The organism is Chitinophaga ginsengisoli (assembly GCF_003014595.1).
In the GTDB taxonomy this organism is placed as follows: Bacteria; Bacteroidota; Bacteroidia; order Chitinophagales; family Chitinophagaceae; genus Chitinophaga; species Chitinophaga ginsengisoli.
Map to the genome: position 1 here is coordinate 864,820 of NZ_PYGK01000001.1, position 18,894 is coordinate 883,713.

Sequence of the window (18,894 nt, forward strand, 5' to 3'; positions counted from 1 at the left end):
TTGTTATTATTCCGTCCCCGGGGTTGTCACCCCGCGCTACAAACAATGGGACTCCTAGCGGAGTCCTATTGCCGCGAATGATTCTGTTGTGGATAATTCCGTTCATCGGGGTTGCTCCCCGCGTTACTATTGCCGCGGATGATTCCATTGTAATTCCCATGCCCCGGAGTTGTCATCTATATTCCAAACACCTGACCCGCCACGGCAGGCGTATTATGGTTTGTTTAATGGCGTTTGTTCCTTGCCAGAGATTCGGTGGAGGTTCGGTAGAGGCTATATCCTATAGGCTCTCTAGTCCTACTTTACAGGCACTTTTCTATAGCCGTGGCTATAGGAAGTGCCTATGATGCTATAGTAATGGGCCTATAGGATATAGCCTCCACCGAACCTCAAGTATATCCTGAGCGAATAAAAGCTTTATCGCAGGGGAATGAAAGGCCCTGCATTGGTATTACCCCGCTTTCCCCTACATTTACACCCTTTATTAACCAAAGCAATCCATCAAGCAATGCAAGCTGCCTATATAGTAGATGCGGTGCGTACCCCAATAGGCCGTTATGGCGGGGTTCTCAGTTCCGTAAGGCCTGACGATATGCTGGCCCTTCTCATAAAATCAATTTTACAACGCAATCCAACGCTTGATCCTGCTGGTATTGAGGATGTTATAGCAGGTGCTACCAACCAGGCCGGCGAAGATAACCGGGATGTAGCCAGGATGGCGGCTTTATTGGCGGGTTTACCGGTAACCGTACCGGGCAATACCGTGAACCGCCTCTGTGCTTCCGGTATGCAGGCTATTATGGATGCAGCCAGGGCCATCATGTGTGGAGACGGGGATGTATACCTGGCGGGAGGTGTAGAGAGCATGACCCGTGCGCCATTGGTGATGCCGAAGGCTGACGGTGCTTTCAGCCGGAAGACGGAAATATATGATTCTACCATTGGCTGGCGTTTTACCAATAGCAAACTGGCAGAGATGTATCATCCCTATTCCATGGGAGAAACAGCGGAAAATGTTGCCCGTCAATGGAATATCAGCCGGGAGGAGCAAGACCGTTTTGCCTTACAGAGCCAGGTGAGATATAAAGAAGCTTATGCGGCAGGGAAATGGGCTGCGGAAATTATCCCGGTTCCTATTACTCCGAATAAACAGGGCCAGGTGATCATCTCTGACGATGAGCCACCAAGGGAGACTTCACTGGAGAAACTCGCGGGATTAAGGCCCGCCTTTGCCAAAGATGGCAGCGTAACCGCTGGTAATTCTGCCGGTATCAATGACGGCGCTTCCGTGGTGCTGGTAGTGTCTGAACAGGCGCTGAAACAATATAATCTTAAACCGCTGATGCAGATCAAAGCCATGGCAGTAGCGGGTGTTGATCCGTCTATCATGGGTATTGGCCCTGTGCCGGCTACACAGAAAGCGCTGCGCCGTGCAGGTTTGACGGTTGGGCAGCTGGACCTGATAGAGCTGAATGAAGCATTTGCTGTACAGGCGCTGGCTTGTATCCGCGACCTGGGACTGGACGAGGCGAAAGTCAATGTGAATGGTGGCTCCATTGCGATAGGACATCCTTTGGGATGTACGGGCGCGAGGATTGCGGCAACACTGATGCATGAGCTGCAGCGGAGGCCGGAAGCGAAGTACGGGCTGACAACGATGTGTGTGGGAGTCGGCCAGGGAGCGGCTATGATCTATGAGAATCTGAAATAAGTTCCTGCAAATAGAAAGCCTGGCTATGGCCGGGCTTTTTTATTGATCCCGTTAGCCCGATCCGATATCTTCTAGTGCCGATCAGTTAGTTAGTTAGACCGGATTTTCATTGAATGCGCTCGTGTTCATAACCTGATGAGGAGTGGGCTTATACATGCTTCATACACGACGCATCTACGGGACATCCCGCAAAGATTTCCCTGTTACGCCCCCCGGCACGAGGTAAGGGACCGGAGGTATTTCTCCACCGGGTTGGCATTACACTGTTAAAGGCAGTTATGCGCCCTCTCTGAGCTTAGTTCGAATGACCTTGCGAAGGTTGGTGTAAAACTAAGAACGGGCGGTCGGAGTCTCCCGGCCGCCCGTCGATGGCAAGCAAAAAAAGGATTACAAACAAATCTGCTTCTCCGTCATCATCTTCCGGAGATTGATCAGACCATATCTCATACGGCCTAATGCGGTATTGATACTCACCTGGGTGAGGTCTGCTATCTCTTTAAAACTCAGATCAGCATAGTGGCGGAGAATGATCACTTCCCGTTGTTCTTCCGGCAGCATATCCAGCATTCTTCTCACACGGTCGTGGCTTTGTGCTGTGATCATCTTGTCTTCCGCACTGCTTTCACTGAAATTCAGTACGTTGAAAATATCTTTGTCGTCACTGGTCTTGATGATAGGCGTACGCTTGATCTTACGGAAGTGGTCCACACAGAGGTTATGCGCAATACGCATGGCCCAGGGGAGGAACTTTCCTTTTTCAGTATAGCGTTCAGCTCTAATGGTATCTATGATCTTAATAAAGGTGTCCTGGAATATATCTTCAGCCAGGAATGCGTCTTTCACAAGTAATACGATAGAGGTATAGAGCTTATCTTTGTGCCTGTGCACTAATTCTTCCAATGCGGAAGCATGACCCTTTTTGAAAAGAGTAATCAGTTGCTCATCACTTAGTTTGTACATTATTTGCATAAACTTCTACAATAGCGGGTTTATAATAAAAATAGGACTTGTGACAGTCGTAGGAAAATGTGTAGAGTTTATGCTATAATAGGTAGTTTTTAGTTTGGTAAAATAGAATCTGAAGTGGCCTTCAATTCTCATCTAATGCAAATATAATGTAAAAGTTCAATAAAACAATCCCTCCTTCGTGCAATTTTCAGCTGATTTAATATATGCTGCAATCCGTTGTATTGATGGATGGTGGTAGGTTTCCTGCATAGCATATAACACATTCAGGTATAATGGAATTACCCCGGATTGGTTTACTTTCGGTATTTTTGCATCCATTATGGCTACTAAAGTGAAGAAAACGGAAACAATAATTGACGATCAGTCAGTTAGTACACAAGATCAGATTTTCATTAAAGGCGCTCGCGTTCATAACCTCAAAAATGTGAGCGTAGGCATCCCCAGGAGTAAGCTGGTAGTCGTGACGGGAGTATCCGGTTCAGGAAAGTCTTCACTGACCATGGACACATTGTATGCTGAAGGACAACGCCGTTATGCGGAAAGCCTCAGCTCCTACGCCCGCCAGTTCCTCATGAGAATGAACAAACCTGATGTCGATTATATCAAGGGTATTTGCCCTGCCATTGCCATCGAACAGAAGGTGATTACCCGTACGCCCCGTTCTACCGTGGGCTCAATGACAGAAATATACGATTACCTCCGCCTGTTCTTTGCCCGTGTCGGCAAAACATATTCCCCCATTTCCGGTCAGCTGGTGAAAAAACACGAGGTGAGCGATGTGGTGGACTTTATCAAAAAACTGCCTTCCGGCTCCAAGATACAACTGCTTGTCACCTTCCGCCGTCATGCCAAACGTGACGTGAAGGAGGAATTGCAGATCCTCATGCAGAAAGGCTTCTCCCGTCTGTATGCGAAAGAGAAGGACGGCGGCACCCTATTGCGTATCGAAGAGCTGCTGGACGAAAAGAAACCTGCTTTGCCTAAGGAGGTATACCTGCTGGTAGACCGTCTGGTGGCGAAAGCGTTTGAGGAAGACGACCTACACCGTATTGCGGATAGCGTACAGACCGCATTCTACGAGAGTGAGGGCGACTGCCTGGTGGAAGTGAATGGCGGAGAAATGAAACACTTCTCCAACCGCTTTGAGCTGGACGGTATGCAGTTCGAAGAGCCGGTTCCCAACCTGTTCTCCTTCAATAACCCTTACGGGGCCTGCCCCGTTTGTGAAGGTTTTGGGCAGGTGCTGGGCATTGACGCCGACCTCGTGATTCCCGACAAACGACTGAGTGTATATGAAAACGCCATCGCTCCCTGGAGAGGAGAGAAGATGGGCGAATACAAGGAAGCGCTGATCAAAGCCGCCAGGAAGTTCAATTTCCCCATCCACAAGCCGATAGTTGATCTTACAGAGGAGCAATACCAGCTGTTGTGGACAGGCAACGAGCATTTCTATGGGCTGAATGAGTTTTTCAAAATGGTAGAGCAGAACCTGTACAAGGTGCAATACCGTGTACTGCAATCCCGCTACCGTGGCCGTACTACCTGCCATGAGTGTGGTGGTGGCCGTCTCAGGAAAGAAGCATTGTATATCAAAATAGGCGGAGTGAACATCGCTAACCTGGTGGATATGCCGGTAAGCGACCTGAATGCCTGGTTCAAAAAACTGGAGCTAAGTGAATACGACCAGCAGGTAGCGAAAAGGATCCTGGTGGAAATTGAGCACCGTCTGAAGACCTTACTGGATGTAGGTTTGGGCTACCTCACCCTCAACCGTGTAGCTAATACACTGAGTGGAGGAGAAAGCCAGCGTATACAGCTGACCCGCTCGCTGGGCAGTAACCTGACCAACTCTATGTACATCCTCGATGAACCGAGCATTGGTCTGCATGCACGCGATACCCATCGCCTGATCAATGTACTGAAGGAACTGCGTGATCTGGGTAACACCGTTGTAGTGGTAGAGCATGATGAAATGATGATGGAAGAGGCGGACTATATCATCGATATGGGACCGCTGGCCAGTCACCTGGGAGGGGAAGTGATCTTTGCAGGGAATTATCAGCAGATATTAAAAGATACCAAAAGCCTGACAGGAAAATACCTGAGCGGACAGCTCAGCATAGAGCCGCCGGCTCATACCCGTAAGTGGAAAAAGGCGATTACACTGGAAGGCTGCCGTCAACATAATCTGAAGAACATTGATGTAGACTTCCCATTACAGGTGCTGACAGTCGTGAGCGGTGTGAGTGGCTCTGGGAAGACGACACTGGTGAAACAGATATTGTATCCTGCCCTCATGAAGCTGAAGGGAGAGTTTGCAGAACGCGTAGGACAACATCGGGCCCTGAAAGGTGCGGTAGATGATATCACCCAGATCGAGATGGTAGACCAGAACCCGATCGGTAAATCGTCCCGTTCTAACCCCGTAACCTATATCAAGGCATATGACGAGATCCGCGACCTGTTTGCAAAGCAGCCGCTGAGCAAGATGCGCGGTTTCCAGCCTAAACATTTTTCCTTCAACGTAGACGGAGGCCGTTGTGATGCCTGTAAGGGAGAAGGGGAAGTGATCGTTGAAATGCAGTTCCTCGCGGATGTACATCTGCAATGCGAAAGCTGCGGTGGTAAACGTTTCAAAGACGAGGTACTGGAAGTAACCTATAAGAACAAGAACATCTACGATGTACTGGAAATGAGCGTGGAGGAATCCCTGGATTTTTTCAAAGATGAAAAAGATGTTTGTAATAAGATCCGTCCGCTGAGCGACGTGGGCCTGGGTTATGTGAAACTGGGGCAGAGCAGCGATACCCTCAGCGGTGGTGAGGCACAGCGTGTGAAACTGGCTTCCTTCCTGGGTAAAGGAAAGGCACAGGGACATATACTGTTCATCTTTGATGAACCAACCACTGGTCTGCATTTCCATGATATCAAGAAGTTACTGGCATCCTTCAATGCACTTATTGAACAGGGACATACCGTGCTGGTCATTGAACATAACATTGACGTGATCCGCAGTGCTGACTGGGTGATCGATCTGGGGCCTGAAGGAGGCGCCGGTGGCGGACAGCTGCTGTACACAGGATTGCCGGAGGGATTGAAAAACGTGAAGGAAAGTTATACGGGCAAATATCTTTAAGTCTTTATTGCATGAAGAAGCATAAAAAATGCTGCGGAGATATTCTTCGCAGCATTTTTATTTAATCTGTTTATGGGGGTCTTTTATCTCAATCTGTCCAGTGATTTGATCAGTTTCTCATCTTTATAGATGCCTCTTGCGGCCATAAAGAGGAAGATCAGGATCAATATGGGCAGAAAAGCGCCGGGTAAATAAGAGGCATCAGAAATATGTTTACCTCCTTCCTGCAGTTTGTTGGCTGTACTCAGCACTTCAAAGTATTGCAGGGCAATGGATGCAATTGCCAGGAAGATATTTAATACGGTGAGCCGGAACTGCAGCTTACGGTTCTTGAACAGGAAGATGCAGAAGAGCGCCAGTGCAACGATGAGCATATAGATTACGAATACAATGAAGCTGGACTGGGCTTTAAAATATGTCAGGGTTCCGTCGCTTAATACCGCTTTCCAGATGTTCAGGAACCAGGTAGCTATACCGGCCGCTGCGGCTAATAGAAGATAAAGACTTTGAATGCGTTGTATCATGTTTGTCAGGGAGATTAATCACGGTAAAAATAAGTAAATATTGTGAACCTACTCTTTTGTGCTAGTGCCTGTTCTTTTAATACTTCGTATATTGCACGCCCAAGAACAATCTTTTATTGAAATGGCAAGAAAACAGAACAAGCAGGATGCATTGGATTACCATGCATTGGGGCGGCCTGGAAAAATCGAAGTAATACCTACAAAGAACACCAAGACACAATGGGACCTATCCCTGGCCTACTCACCCGGAGTAGCTGAACCTTGTAAGGAAATCAACAGAGACGTAGAAAATGTGTACAAATATACCGCCAAGGGTAACCTGGTCGCGGTGATCAGTAACGGTACAGCGGTGTTGGGCCTGGGAGATATCGGCCCTGAAGCCGGTAAACCCGTGATGGAGGGGAAAGCGGTATTGTTCAAGATATTTGCAGATATCGATGTGTTTGATATTGAGTTGAATACTAAGAATGTAGACGAGTTTGTACAGGTTGTGAAAGCAATGGAACCGACCTTTGGAGGTATCAACCTGGAAGATATCAAGAGTCCGGAATGTTTTGAGATCGAAGAGCGCCTGAAAAAGGAACTGAAGATCCCTATCATGCACGATGACCAGCACGGTACAGCCATCATTTCCAGTGCAGCCCTGCTGAATGCCCTGGAGCTGGTAAAAAAGAAGATCGATAAAGTCCGTATCGTAGTGAATGGCGCCGGGGCAGCAGCTATGGCTTGTGTAAAGCTGTATGTGGCCCTGGGTGTTAAGAGGGAGAATGTCATCATGTTTGACAAGGATGGTGTGATCAATACTTCCCGTCCTAACCTGTCAGAAATGCATAAACAGTTTGCCACGGCCTCGAAGGTGACAGAGCTGGCAGAAGCCTTGAAAGATGCGGATGTATTTGTAGGCTTATCCGTAGGGAACGTAGTAACGCCCAATATGATCAAGAGCATGGCAAAGAACCCGATCGTCTTCGCGATGGCGAATCCTGATCCGGAGATTGCTTATGATCTGGCTATTGGCTCCCGTCCGGATGTGATTATGGCAACAGGCCGTTCCGATCATCCTAACCAGGTGAACAATGTATTGGGTTTCCCGTACATCTTCCGCGGAGCGCTGGACGTACGTGCCACTCAGATCAATGAAGAAATGAAGCTGGCGGCGGTACACGCCCTGGCAGAACTGGCCAAGGAATCTGTACCCGATATCGTGAACCTGGCTTATAATGAAAAGAACCTCTTCTTCGGACCAAGATATATCATTCCAAAACCACTGGATCCCCGTTTGCTGAGCCATGTGGCGCCTGCAGTAGCCCGTGCTGCTATGGATAGCGGCGTAGCCCAGCTGCCTATTACCGACTGGGAGGCCTACATAGAAGTACTGAATAAACGCCTCGGACTGGATAACCAGCTGTTCCGTGTGATTGGTACCAAAGCCCGTCAGGACCCACGTAAGGTGGTATTTGCAGAAGCAGACAATCTGAAGGTGCTGAAAGCATCGCAGGTGGTGAGAGAAGAAGGTATTGCCTACCCGATCCTGTTGGGTAATGAACTGCGTATCCGTAACCTGGCAGCTGAAAATGGTATTGAACTGGACGACACAGTGATCATCGATCCGAAGAGCGATGAGATGCACGATAAACGTCATCAGTTTGGAGAACTCTTCTTCAAAAAACGCCAGCGTAAAGGTTTCAATCAGTATGAAGCAAAAAAGGTAATGCGTGAGCGTAACTACTTCGGCTGTATGCTGGTGGAAACAGGAGAGGCAGATGCATTGATCTCTGGTCTGACACGTAACTACCCAGATACCATCCGTCCGGCCTTACAGGTAATCGGTACTGAGGAGAATGCGAAGCGCGTGGCTGGTATGTATATCATCAATACCAAGCGCGGACCACTGTTCCTGGGAGATACTACCGTAAACTTCAATCCTACGGCGGAAGAATTGGCAGAGATCACCATGCTGGTGGCCAATGAAGTAAGACAGTTCAACATCACACCACGCATTGCGATGTTGTCTTACTCCAACTTCGGCTCCAGTCCAACCCCTGAAGCGCAGCTGGTAAGCAGGGCGCGTGAAATTGTAAAACAAAAAGATCCTACCCTGATAGTAGATGGAGAGATCCAGGCAGCTATGGCCTTCAACCAGGAGATCCTGAAGGATAGTTATCCTTTCAGTGAGCTGCTGGGACAGGAAGTGAACACCCTGATCTTCCCTAATCTTGCAGCAGGTAATATTGCATACAATCTTCTCCAGGAAGTGGCCGGCTTCGATGCCATCGGGCCGGTGCTGCTGGGTATGAAGAAACCTGTGCACATCCTCCAGTTGGGCAGCACTGTACGTTCTATTGTGAACATGGTGAATATTGCCGTGGTGGATGCGCAGCATAAGTGCTGCGACGGGAAATAACTAAAAAGATACGTGATCAGGAATTGGGTATCGGGCATCTGATACAGCGGTATACGCCGCAGTATTGAATGCCGGATGCTTAATTCCTGATTTTTTTGATTGATATTTGGGTATGCAGCAGATATCCAAGAAGAAAGCTTTTTTCCCGCTGAACCCTGCATTCAGGGGATACCTCAAACTGTATGAGAGAGAGGTGAGATTGCCCATCTCTTATGAGGAGCTACGTTATTACGATAACAGCATTCCTGTGTACGATAAGGAGGGTAAGGATACTTTATGGGAGTCCGTATTTTATCCGCAGAGCATGTATCATCAGTTACAGGCGGGCCTGAAGAGGATCTATTCCATCCTGAAAGCGGGCGGTGATCAGACTGCAGAAGAGCACCTGGAAGTGGAACGTATCGATTATTGTACCTTCGGTAATTCCCACCCTTTCCGGATCAGGATCCGGAATACGTACAATGACGTATACGATTATTTTTATGTCAAGATCGCAGACGCCTCCCGTATTTATGGGCTGGAGCTGGAACATATATTATCCCCCTACTGGATCAGTTATCTGATCGATGGCAATACGCTGGTAGAAGAGCATATTGCCGGTGTACCGGGCGATCAGTTCATCCTTCACTACCTGAACAGGCCCGAGTTCAATCCAAAACGTATAGCCAAGGAGTTTGTGAAGTTCAATGAACGCTGTTTCGTGCGTTTGCTGGGTGATATGCGTTCCTATAATTTCGTTTTTGATATTACCCAGGACTTTGACGATGTGCAGTTCCGCATACGTGCCATTGATTTTGATCAGCAGTTCTATGAAGGGAAACGGACGCTTTACATGCCGCAGTTCTTCAAGGAGAACCGGGTCTTCGTGGAGCTGGCCATGAAACACCTGAACGCAGAAGTGGTAAAGCAGTATCAGCAGGAGGAGCGTTCTGTAATAGCCCGGAGGATCAAGACACAACGGCACCGTATAAAAGATCTCAGGGATGTGATCATGACAGACCAGGTATCATTCCCTGAAAAGGTAGCCCAGCTGGGTCATGAGCTGGCTGAGTACTATGATGACCCTGTGTTTTCCCGTTGTAAGACAATGGGTGAGATCATTGAACGTAGTCTGAAGCGGTTACTGGTAAGAAGTCTTAAATGAGCAGACGGCTTCAGGGCTATGTAGTCCCGACTATTTTTCGCTATCTTTGGCCAGTTATGGAATTTAGATTCTTTCATCATTTCGGAAGCTACCTGCTTATGCTAAAAGGCATGTTTTCCCGCCCGGAAAACATGAAAATGTTCTGGCGGGAGTTTATGCGGCAGTGTGTGGATATAGGCATCGGATCGTTTGGCATTGTATTTATCATTTCGTTGTTCATGGGAGGGGTGACCACCCTGCAGATTGCTTATCAGCTGGTAAGCCCACTCATTCCCAAATCCACCATTGCACAGGTAGTGAGGGATACCATCATTCTTGAATTTGCACCTACACTGACTTGTATCGTACTGGCAGGTGTAGTAGGTTCCAAGATAGCTTCAGAGCTGGGTAATATGCGTGTATCTGAACAGATAGATGCACAGGAGATCATGGGTATCAATACAAAAGGATACCTGATCCTACCCAAAATCCTGGCGGCATTGATCATGATACCTTGTCTGATCTCCATTGCCGGCTTCCTGGGTATCTGGGGAGGAGAGAAAGCAGGTGAGCTGGGAGGTATTTTATCTTCGGAACAATACTGGCAGGGGCTTAGACAGGAATTCAAGGCGTATAACATCTTTTTTGCCTTGTTTAAGTCGTTCGTATTTGCCTTCATTATTGCCAGTGTACCTTCCTATTATGGATATAATGTGGAGGGGGGCGCTTTAGAGATCGGTAAGGCAAGTACCAGTGCTGTGGTGGTAACCTGCGTGCTGATATTATTCATGGATTACCTGCTGGCAGCACTATTGTTATAAGTAATCCATCTGCTACAGATAACAGAAAGGGAACATTCCCTGTTTGGTAGCCCCGGATTCATAATTCGTAATTGTTTATGATTGAATTGGTTAATATTAAGAAAGGCTTTGGAGATAAGATCATTCTACCGGATGTATCTGCCGTGATGGAGACCGGGAAAGTGAACCTGATTATCGGTACCAGTGGCAGTGGAAAGACGGTGATGATGAAATGTATGGTGGGATTGATGCCGGTGGATGCCGGTAAGGTGGTGTACGACGGGAAGGATTTTACGAATATGAATGAGCATGAGAAGAAGGAGATCCGCCAGCAGATAGGGATGCTTTTCCAGGGATCGGCCCTGTTTGACAGTATGACGGTGGAGCAGAATGTGATGTTCCCGCTGGATATGTTCGGGAAAGGTACCCTCCGGGAAAAGAAGACCCGTGTGATGGAGTGCCTGGAGAGGGTGAATTTAAAAGAAGCAGCAAAAAAGTTCCCGGCTGAGATCAGCGGGGGGATGAAAAAGAGGGTAGGAATCGCCCGGGCGATCGTACTGAACCCTAAATACCTGTTCTGTGACGAGCCTAATTCCGGTCTGGACCCCCAGACTTCTTTGTTGATAGACAAGCTTATCAAAGAATTAACACTTGAGTATAACATCACTACGGTGATCAATACGCACGATATGAATACCGTAATGGAAAGCGGGGACCATATCGTATATATGTACCAGGGGCGTAAACAGTGGGAGGGAAGTAATAAAGACATCGTTTTCAGTAAAGATGAGAAGCTGAATGACTTTATCTTCGCATCCGAATTCCTCCGGGATGCGAAAGAGATGAGGCAGATGGAAATGTTCCAGGACCAGAACTGGCGGAACCGGATCAAAAAAGATTGATTTGGAATTTGGGATTAGGACTTTAATTTTGCCGATATCATTATAAAACAATAAACCAAGCGCGATGAGTGTTTTAGTTAATAAGCATAGCAAAGTGATTGTACAGGGCTTTACCGGTACAGAAGGCACATTCCATGCCACACAGATGATAGAATATGGCACGCAGGTAGTAGGCGGCGTTACGCCGGGAAAAGGCGGCACCAAGCACCTGGATCGTCCGGTTTTCAATACAGTAGATGATGCTGTAAAGGCTACCGGCGCGAATGTTTCTATCATTTTCGTTCCACCAGGATTCGCTGCGGACGCTATCATGGAAGCTGCCGAAGCAGGTATTGAACTGATCGTATGTATCACTGAGGGCATTCCCGTTCAGGATATGATCAGGGCTAAAAACTTCCTGGTTGGCCGTAAGAGCCGTCTGATCGGACCTAACTGCCCTGGTGTAATCACTGCTGAAGAAGCTAAAGTAGGCATCATGCCGGGTTTCATTTTCAAGAAAGGTAACATCGGTATCGTATCCAAATCCGGTACTTTAACATATGAGGCTGCAGACCAGGTAGTTAAAGCTGGTCTGGGTGTTTCTACCGCTATTGGTATCGGTGGTGACCCGATCATTGGTACCCCTACCAAAGATGCGGTTGAGCTGCTGATGAACGATCCTGAAACTGTAGGTATCATCATGATCGGTGAGATCGGTGGTAGCATGGAGGCTGACGCTGCAAAATGGATCAAAGAACACGGTACCAAGCCTGTAGTTGGTTTCATCGCGGGCCAGACTGCTCCTCCGGGCCGTCGTATGGGTCATGCTGGTGCTATCATCGGTGGTGCTGATGATACTGCAGCTGCCAAGATGAAGATCATGGCTGAATGTGGTGTGCACGTAGTAGAAAGCCCTGCTAACATTGGTAAGACAATGGCGGAAGTGCTGAAAACTGTGAAAGCATAATAACCAATAGGTTATGTACTATATTGTCCTCCCACGGGTGCATCCGTCGGGAGGATTTTTTTTGTCCCCAAGGTTATTTTGTTGACTTTTATACCGGAACCCTGTGGAATAGGAACTTTTTTCGCATCCTATTCCGGAGATAAATGAAATTCAAATGCTATCCCATATGCGTCTTATCGTAGCCATTTTTATTTTTTCAATTTTAAGCTGTAAATCTGTTATGGCCCAATTTAACTATGACACCCACTGGAAGAAGGTACAGGAATTAGACGGGAAAGGCCTGCTCAGATCAGCTTTGCTGGAACTGGATGTGATCTCGGAGAATGCTGCGAAACAGCAGAATGAGGTACAGTTACTGAAGACTTACATCTACCGCATCAAATATGTGGCTAACCTGGAAACGGAGAAGAATGAAAAGGACAAGAATGTAAGTTGGAAGACACAGACCTTTTCTCCCACTGCCCGGGCCATTATGAAAAGTCTGCAGGGGGAGACCCTGCAACGCTACCTGGAGGACAACAGGTTTCAATTATACGAGCGTACAGACATCAAAGGTGATACATCGACAGATGTTTCCACCTGGAGCGAAGCGCGTCTTCACCGGGAGATAACCGCCGCTTATGAAGCCTCTTTACAGGACATCCCTGCGTTGAAGAAGGTGGATATCAGCAAATATGAGGATATCCTGCAGGCGGGTAAGGGGAATGGCCGGAAACTGCGCCCTACACTATATGACCTGGTCGCTCACCGCGCCCTGGATTATTACAAGTCAGGAGAGAGCCAGATCACGAGTCCTGAAAATCAGTTTGAGCTGACAGATCCTGCTGCTTTCGCTACCGCGGATGTTTTTATGCAACACAAGTTTGCTACTACAGATTCAGCATCCCTTCAATACAAGGCTTTATTGCTGCTGCAGGATTTGATGCGTTTCCATGCTAAAGACAAGACTGCATTGCTTGATCTTGACCTGGAAAGAACCACCTATATGAACCAGGTAGGAGTGATGCCTGATAAGGAAGCGCTGTATGTAAAGCTGCTGAAAGCCCAGGAAAAAGCTTATGAAGGAGAGAAAGAGATGACACAGGTGCTGTCTCAGCTGGCCTATTATTATTTTAATGAAGGAAATAAAAAAGATGCCACTGTTGCAGAAGGTATGACACCGGCAGCCGCCATGCAGCTGGCAAAAACACTTTGTGAAAAGGCGATAGCACTGGCGCCTGTTTCTGTGGGCGGCGCAAGCTGTTTCGACCTGCTGCAGGGCATCAAAGGGGAAGCGCTCAGGTTGGAAACGGAACTGGTTAACCTGCCGGATATGCCTTTCCGCACACTGGTGACTTACAGGAATACAGACAAGATCTATCTGAGAGTGGTACGCATCGATGAGGCTTTCCGTAACTCGCTGCGTGAAGCCCAGGAGGACTATCGCGATACGACCAATAAATACTGGCGTTCAATTGTAGGCAAACAGCCATTGAAGACATGGGAACAGGCCATGACAGGATCAGCAGATTTCAGGGAGCATGCAGCAGAGATAAAAATAGATGCGTTGCCCTTGGGTCTATATATGGTGATCGCCAGTGTGAATAAGGATTTTAGCTTACGTGAGAATCTGTTGGCGATACAGTTCATCCATGTGTCGAACATCAGTTATATACTACGCGAATATAATGAAGACGATATCACCAGCAGGTATTACACCCTGCACAGGCAAACAGGTCAACCGCTGCCAGGTACAAAACTGACCGTCTGGGGCCATAATGAAAGCGGAAGGGCCAGTAAGTTAACACAGTTGCAGACTTACACCGCTAATAAAGATGGTGTGATAGACGTGAATTGGGATAACAAACGTCAGAATGTAAGACTGGAATGGAAGAATGGCGAGGACCAGCTGTTTATAGACGATTTTAAGTACGTATACAACTATAAGTATCAGCAACAGTCAAACGAGTTAAAAGACCAGCATAACAGCTTTATTTTCACAGACAGGGCTATTTACCGTCCGGGTCAGACACTCTATTTTAAAGGGATTGCGCTGACCGCTAATCCTGGTGGTGCAAAGAGTAAAGTGATGCCTGGGCTGAAGACAAAGGTAGAGTTGTATGATGTGAATGGAGAGTTGGTAGATACACTTACCGTAACAACGAATGAATACGGTGCTTACTCAGGTAAATTCACATTGCCAACAGGACGCCTGAATGGTGAATTCCACCTGCAGGAAACCGGCGGGATTGCATATACTGCTTTCCAGGTGGAAGAGTATAAGCGTCCGAAATTCTATGTGGAATTTGAGCCGGTGAAAGGTACCTATCGTGTGAACGATTCAGTAAAAGTCACGGGTAAAGCATTGGCTTATGCTGGAAACAATATAGATGGTGCACAGGTGCAATACCGTGTAACCAGGAGAGCACGTTTCCCTTATCCATGGCTGATGTGGAGAATGCCATTCCAGAGTGAGTCCCGCGAGATCGTTCATGGAGAGGTAAAGACGGCCGCGGATGGTACTTTCAGCATTACTTTCCCAGCACTGCCTGATCTCAAAGTACCCGCTGCACTGAAACCTGTATTCTCATATGCTGTTTCTGCTACTGTTACTGATATCAATGGAGAGACACATAGTGGAGACCAGATGGTAAGTGCCGGTTACCAGGCGTTGGAAATTAAATTGAATCTGCCGGGTACTGTATTGCAGAAAGACCTCGATTCTGTTAAGATCATCACACAAAATCTCAATGGCTCATTCGAAGCTGCAGAAGTAGCAGTGAGTGTAAGTCCGGTAAAACCGCCTGCACGTTTATTGCGCAGCAGATACTGGGCTAAACCTGACCAGTTTGTGATACCACAGGAAGCGTACGAAAAAGCATTCCCGCATGACATCTATAATGATGAAGATAACAATGAAAGCTGGATAAGGGAACAGGCGGTGCTGACACAATCGGTTACTACCAGTGAAAAAGGCAATGTACATCTGGCGAAAGAAAAATTAGCTGCAGGATGGTATGAGCTGAAAGCAAGTACCAAAGATAAATATGGTGAAGAAGTAGTGCAGAAGCAGGTGTTTGAAGTGGTAGATCTGTCGGAGAAGAAATTATCTTACCCTGTATATGTATGGAAATATGCAGATGCAAAGCCTGTAGAGCCAGGAGAGAAAAAACAGATCCGTATCGGTTCCTCTGCCACGGATGTACATGTACTGCAACTGTTAACGCAGTCAGAGAAGAAAGAAGCCTTCAGTAGTTTTAATATCAACGGAACGATTGAGAACAGAGATTATACAGCTTTAGAATCCGACAGGGGCAATGCGGTATTCCAGTATGCTTTTGTAAAAGATAACAGGGTATATACACTGGCAGAAACCGTCAACGTGCCATGGTCGAATAAACAATTGGATGTAACGATTGCTTCTCATCGTGATAAATTATTACCTGGAGAAAAAGAGAAGTGGCAGGTAAAGATCAAAGGTTATAAAGGAGAGCAGGTAGCTGCTGAAATGGTGGCTTCTATGTTTGATGCATCGCTGGATGAATTCCGCAGACAAGACTGGTCTGTACCTTCAGTAATGCCGGAACTGTATGCTTTCCGCTTCTGGACAGCGGAAGACAACTTTAAGAGAACAATGTCTATTAACCGGGATGACATTACCCGTAAGAGCAGACCAGAACTGCCAGCCTTCGCGTATGATGACCTGAATTGGTTTGGCTGGTATTTGTCAGGTGCATATTTATTGCTGGATGATAAGGAAGTGAGCATTGTGGGATATTCTGAGGGCATTCGACGCAGAATGTATGGTAAGCTATCCGGAGCAAGACCGGGCGCTGTCATGGCTGAAGCCGCTGTGTCGAAAGCTCTGCCGGCGCCTGCACCGGCGATGGTGAAGGCTGATATGGAAGTTGTTGATGCTAAGAAAGTGGCTTCATTGGAGCAAACCGGAGGGGCAAAAGCAGAAGATTCAGCTAAAGCATTGGATCAGAATGGCAGCGGTATTTCTAAACCTGCCGACAATATTCAACCGCGTAAAAACTTCAACGAAACAGCATTCTTCCTGCCTGAACTGCATACAGATAAAGATGGCAATATTAGTTTCGACTTTACAGTGCCGGAAGCATTGACCCGCTGGCGCTTCCTGTCTCTTGCGCATACAAAGGACGCTGCTTTCGGTATGGCAGAAACCAGTATCGTAACACAGAAACCGCTGATGGTACAGCCGAATGCACCGCGTTTCATGCGTGAGGGCGATAGGATGGAGTTCTCTGCCAAGATCAGCAACCTGGCAGATAGTACACTGAAAGGAGAAGCAAGACTTGAACTGCTGGATGCAAGGACTATGCAGCCTGTGGATGGATGGTTCCAGAACCTGTTCCCTGTACAGCATTTCACTGTGGAGAAAGGGCAGAGTACAGCAGTGAGTTTCCCGGTACAGATCCCATTCAACTTCAACAGTTCACTCGTATACCGTGTGGTAGCACAATCCGGTATCTACAGCGATGGTGAGGAAAATGCATTACCTGTATTGACTAATAGTACGCTGGTAACTGAGACATTACCGTTGTCTATGCGTGGCGATGGTACCCGTACATTCACGATGCCTAAGCTGTTAAAGAGCGGCGACTCTGAAACTTTACAACAGCATTCCTTCACATTGGAGTTCTCTGGTAATCCCGCCTGGTATGCAGTGCAGGCACTGCCTTACCTGATGGAATATCCATATGAATGTTCTGAACAGATCTTCAACAGGTTCTATGCAAATACACTGGCTACTTACATTGTCAATGCATTACCTGGTGTGAAGAACATTTTTGAGAAATGGCGTACTACAGATACATCTGCATTGCAGAGCAACTTGCAGAAGAATGAGGAACTGAAAGCAGTATTGTTACAGGAAACGCCATGGGTGCTGGAAGCAAAGAATGAATCTGAACAGAAGAAACGCATAGCTTTGTTATTCGATCTGCAACGTATGAGCAGCGAACAACAGAGAGCAGTGAATCAGCTGGTGGAACGTCAGATGGGGAATGGGGCTTTCCCATGGTTTAATGGTATGTGGGAAGACCGTTACATCACCCAATATATCATCGCTGGTTTCGGTCGCTTACGTGAAGTGGGTGCATTGAAAAATGAAGATGAAGCGAGAAGCATGATCACCAAAGGTCTCAATTATATTGACAGAGCGATTGATGTAACTTATCGCAGTCTGAAACAAGATAAGGCAGATATGAATGCTCAGTGGATCGGGTATATTGAAGCGCACTATTTGTATACACGCAGTCTGTTTAAAGGTGAAGAGGTTGCCGGTGCATATCGTGAAGCCTATCTGTATTACCTCGCACAGGCTAAGAAATACTGGATGAAGATGGATGTATATCCGCAGGCGATGCTGGCGATCGCACTGAAGAAAGGTGGTGATGTTAAAACCGCTACTGAGATCATCAACTCATTAAAAGAACGCGCTATTAACAACGATGAACTGGGAATGACCTGGAAAGAGCTACGTGGTGGTTACTGGTGGTATCAGGCGCCTGTAGAATCGCAGGCTATGCTGATCGCTGCTTTCAAAGAAGTGACCAACGATACCACAGCTGTCGGCGATATGAAGACATGGTTGCTCAAGAACAAACAAACCAATAACTGGAATACCACCAAAGCTACAGCTGACGCATGTTATGCAATGCTGCTGGGTGGTAGTAACTGGTTAGCCGCTACACCGGAAATAGATATCAAAGCAGGTAGCGTAACTGTGAGCAGTGAGAAAGAAAAAACAGAGGCAGGTACTGGTTACTTTAAAAAGCGTTTCAATACCAACGAAGTGAAACCTGCCATGGGGAATATCGCAGTAACGGTGAAAGGCAGTAAAGGTCAGCCGTCATGGGGCGCTGTGTACTGGCAGTATTTCGAACAACTGGATAAGATCACTTCGGCAGAGACTCCGCTGAAACTGGAGAAACAATTGTTCATAGAAAGGAATACAGCTAATGGTCCTGTATTGACTACCATTGAAGATGGTAACAGCCTTAAAGTGGGTGACAAAGTGAAGGTACGTATCGTGATGAAATCTGACCGTGATATGGAATATATCCACCTGAAAGACATGCGTGCGGCTTGTTTCGAACCGCAGAATGTGATCAGTGAGTCTAAATGGCAGAATGGTGTGAGCTATTACGAAAGCACGAAGGATGCAAGCACTAATTTCTTCTTTAGCAGTTTGAGAAAAGGAACTTATGTGTTTGAGTATACTTTGTTCGTGACACATCAGGGGAACTTCAGTAATGGGATCACTACTGCACAGTGTATGTATGCGCCGGAGTTTAGTGCGCATAGTGAGGGGATAAGGGTGAAGGTAGTGGAGTGATCGCTATAATGTCATTTTTATAAAACGCTGATCTGG

General features: G+C 47.1%; 10 protein-coding genes. 8 read left to right on the forward strand and 2 right to left on the reverse strand.

Features of this window, described 5'->3' with window-relative positions:
• Positions 1-508 precede the first annotated feature (508 nt).
• Positions 509-1,711, forward strand: a complete 1,203-nt coding sequence (locus CLV42_RS03710) for a thiolase family protein (protein ID WP_106600722.1) — start codon at positions 509-511, stop codon at positions 1,709-1,711.
• Between the two features lie 387 nt (positions 1,712-2,098).
• Here the strand turns inward: CLV42_RS03710 and CLV42_RS03715 are convergent, their stop codons facing one another.
• Positions 2,099-2,671, reverse strand: coding sequence for a sigma-70 family RNA polymerase sigma factor (locus tag CLV42_RS03715; RefSeq protein WP_089834381.1), 573 nt, complete (start codon positions 2,669-2,671; stop codon positions 2,099-2,101).
• Positions 2,672-2,999: 328 nt separating this feature from the next.
• Here CLV42_RS03715 and uvrA point away from each other — a divergent pair, with 328 nt between their 5' ends.
• Positions 3,000-5,816, forward strand: coding sequence for an excinuclease ABC subunit UvrA (gene uvrA / locus CLV42_RS03720; RefSeq protein WP_245901447.1), 2,817 nt, complete (start codon positions 3,000-3,002; stop codon positions 5,814-5,816).
• Positions 5,817-5,899: 83 nt separating this feature from the next.
• Here the strand turns inward: uvrA and CLV42_RS03725 are convergent, their stop codons facing one another.
• A complete protein-coding gene (locus CLV42_RS03725) occupies positions 5,900-6,340 on the reverse strand; it encodes a DUF4293 domain-containing protein (RefSeq protein ID WP_106600529.1) in 441 nt (146 codons plus the stop codon).
• A 121-nt stretch (positions 6,341-6,461) separates the two neighbouring features.
• Between CLV42_RS03725 and CLV42_RS03730 the strand changes: the two genes are divergently transcribed.
• From CLV42_RS03730 to CLV42_RS03755, 6 genes are all read left to right on the forward strand, one after another.
• Positions 6,462-8,744 (forward strand): NADP-dependent malic enzyme, encoded by a 2,283-nt coding sequence (locus tag CLV42_RS03730; RefSeq protein ID WP_106600530.1) that lies wholly within the window; start codon positions 6,462-6,464, stop codon positions 8,742-8,744.
• A 112-nt stretch (positions 8,745-8,856) separates the two neighbouring features.
• Positions 8,857-9,888 (forward strand): hypothetical protein, encoded by a 1,032-nt coding sequence (locus CLV42_RS03735; protein ID WP_106600531.1) that lies wholly within the window; start codon positions 8,857-8,859, stop codon positions 9,886-9,888.
• Between the two features lie 56 nt (positions 9,889-9,944).
• A complete protein-coding gene (locus CLV42_RS03740) occupies positions 9,945-10,688 on the forward strand; it encodes an MlaE family ABC transporter permease (protein ID WP_106600532.1) in 744 nt (247 codons plus the stop codon).
• Positions 10,689-10,765: 77 nt separating this feature from the next.
• Positions 10,766-11,569, forward strand: a complete 804-nt coding sequence (locus tag CLV42_RS03745) for an ABC transporter ATP-binding protein (protein WP_106600533.1) — start codon at positions 10,766-10,768, stop codon at positions 11,567-11,569.
• A gap of 64 nt (positions 11,570-11,633) precedes the next feature.
• Positions 11,634-12,515 (forward strand): succinate--CoA ligase subunit alpha, encoded by an 882-nt coding sequence (sucD, locus tag CLV42_RS03750; protein WP_106600534.1) that lies wholly within the window; start codon positions 11,634-11,636, stop codon positions 12,513-12,515.
• Between the two features lie 220 nt (positions 12,516-12,735).
• Positions 12,736-18,858: an alpha-2-macroglobulin family protein gene (locus CLV42_RS03755; RefSeq protein ID WP_170117378.1), complete on the forward strand. Its 6,123-nt coding sequence runs from the start codon at positions 12,736-12,738 to the stop codon at positions 18,856-18,858.
• Positions 18,859-18,894 lie beyond the last annotated feature (36 nt).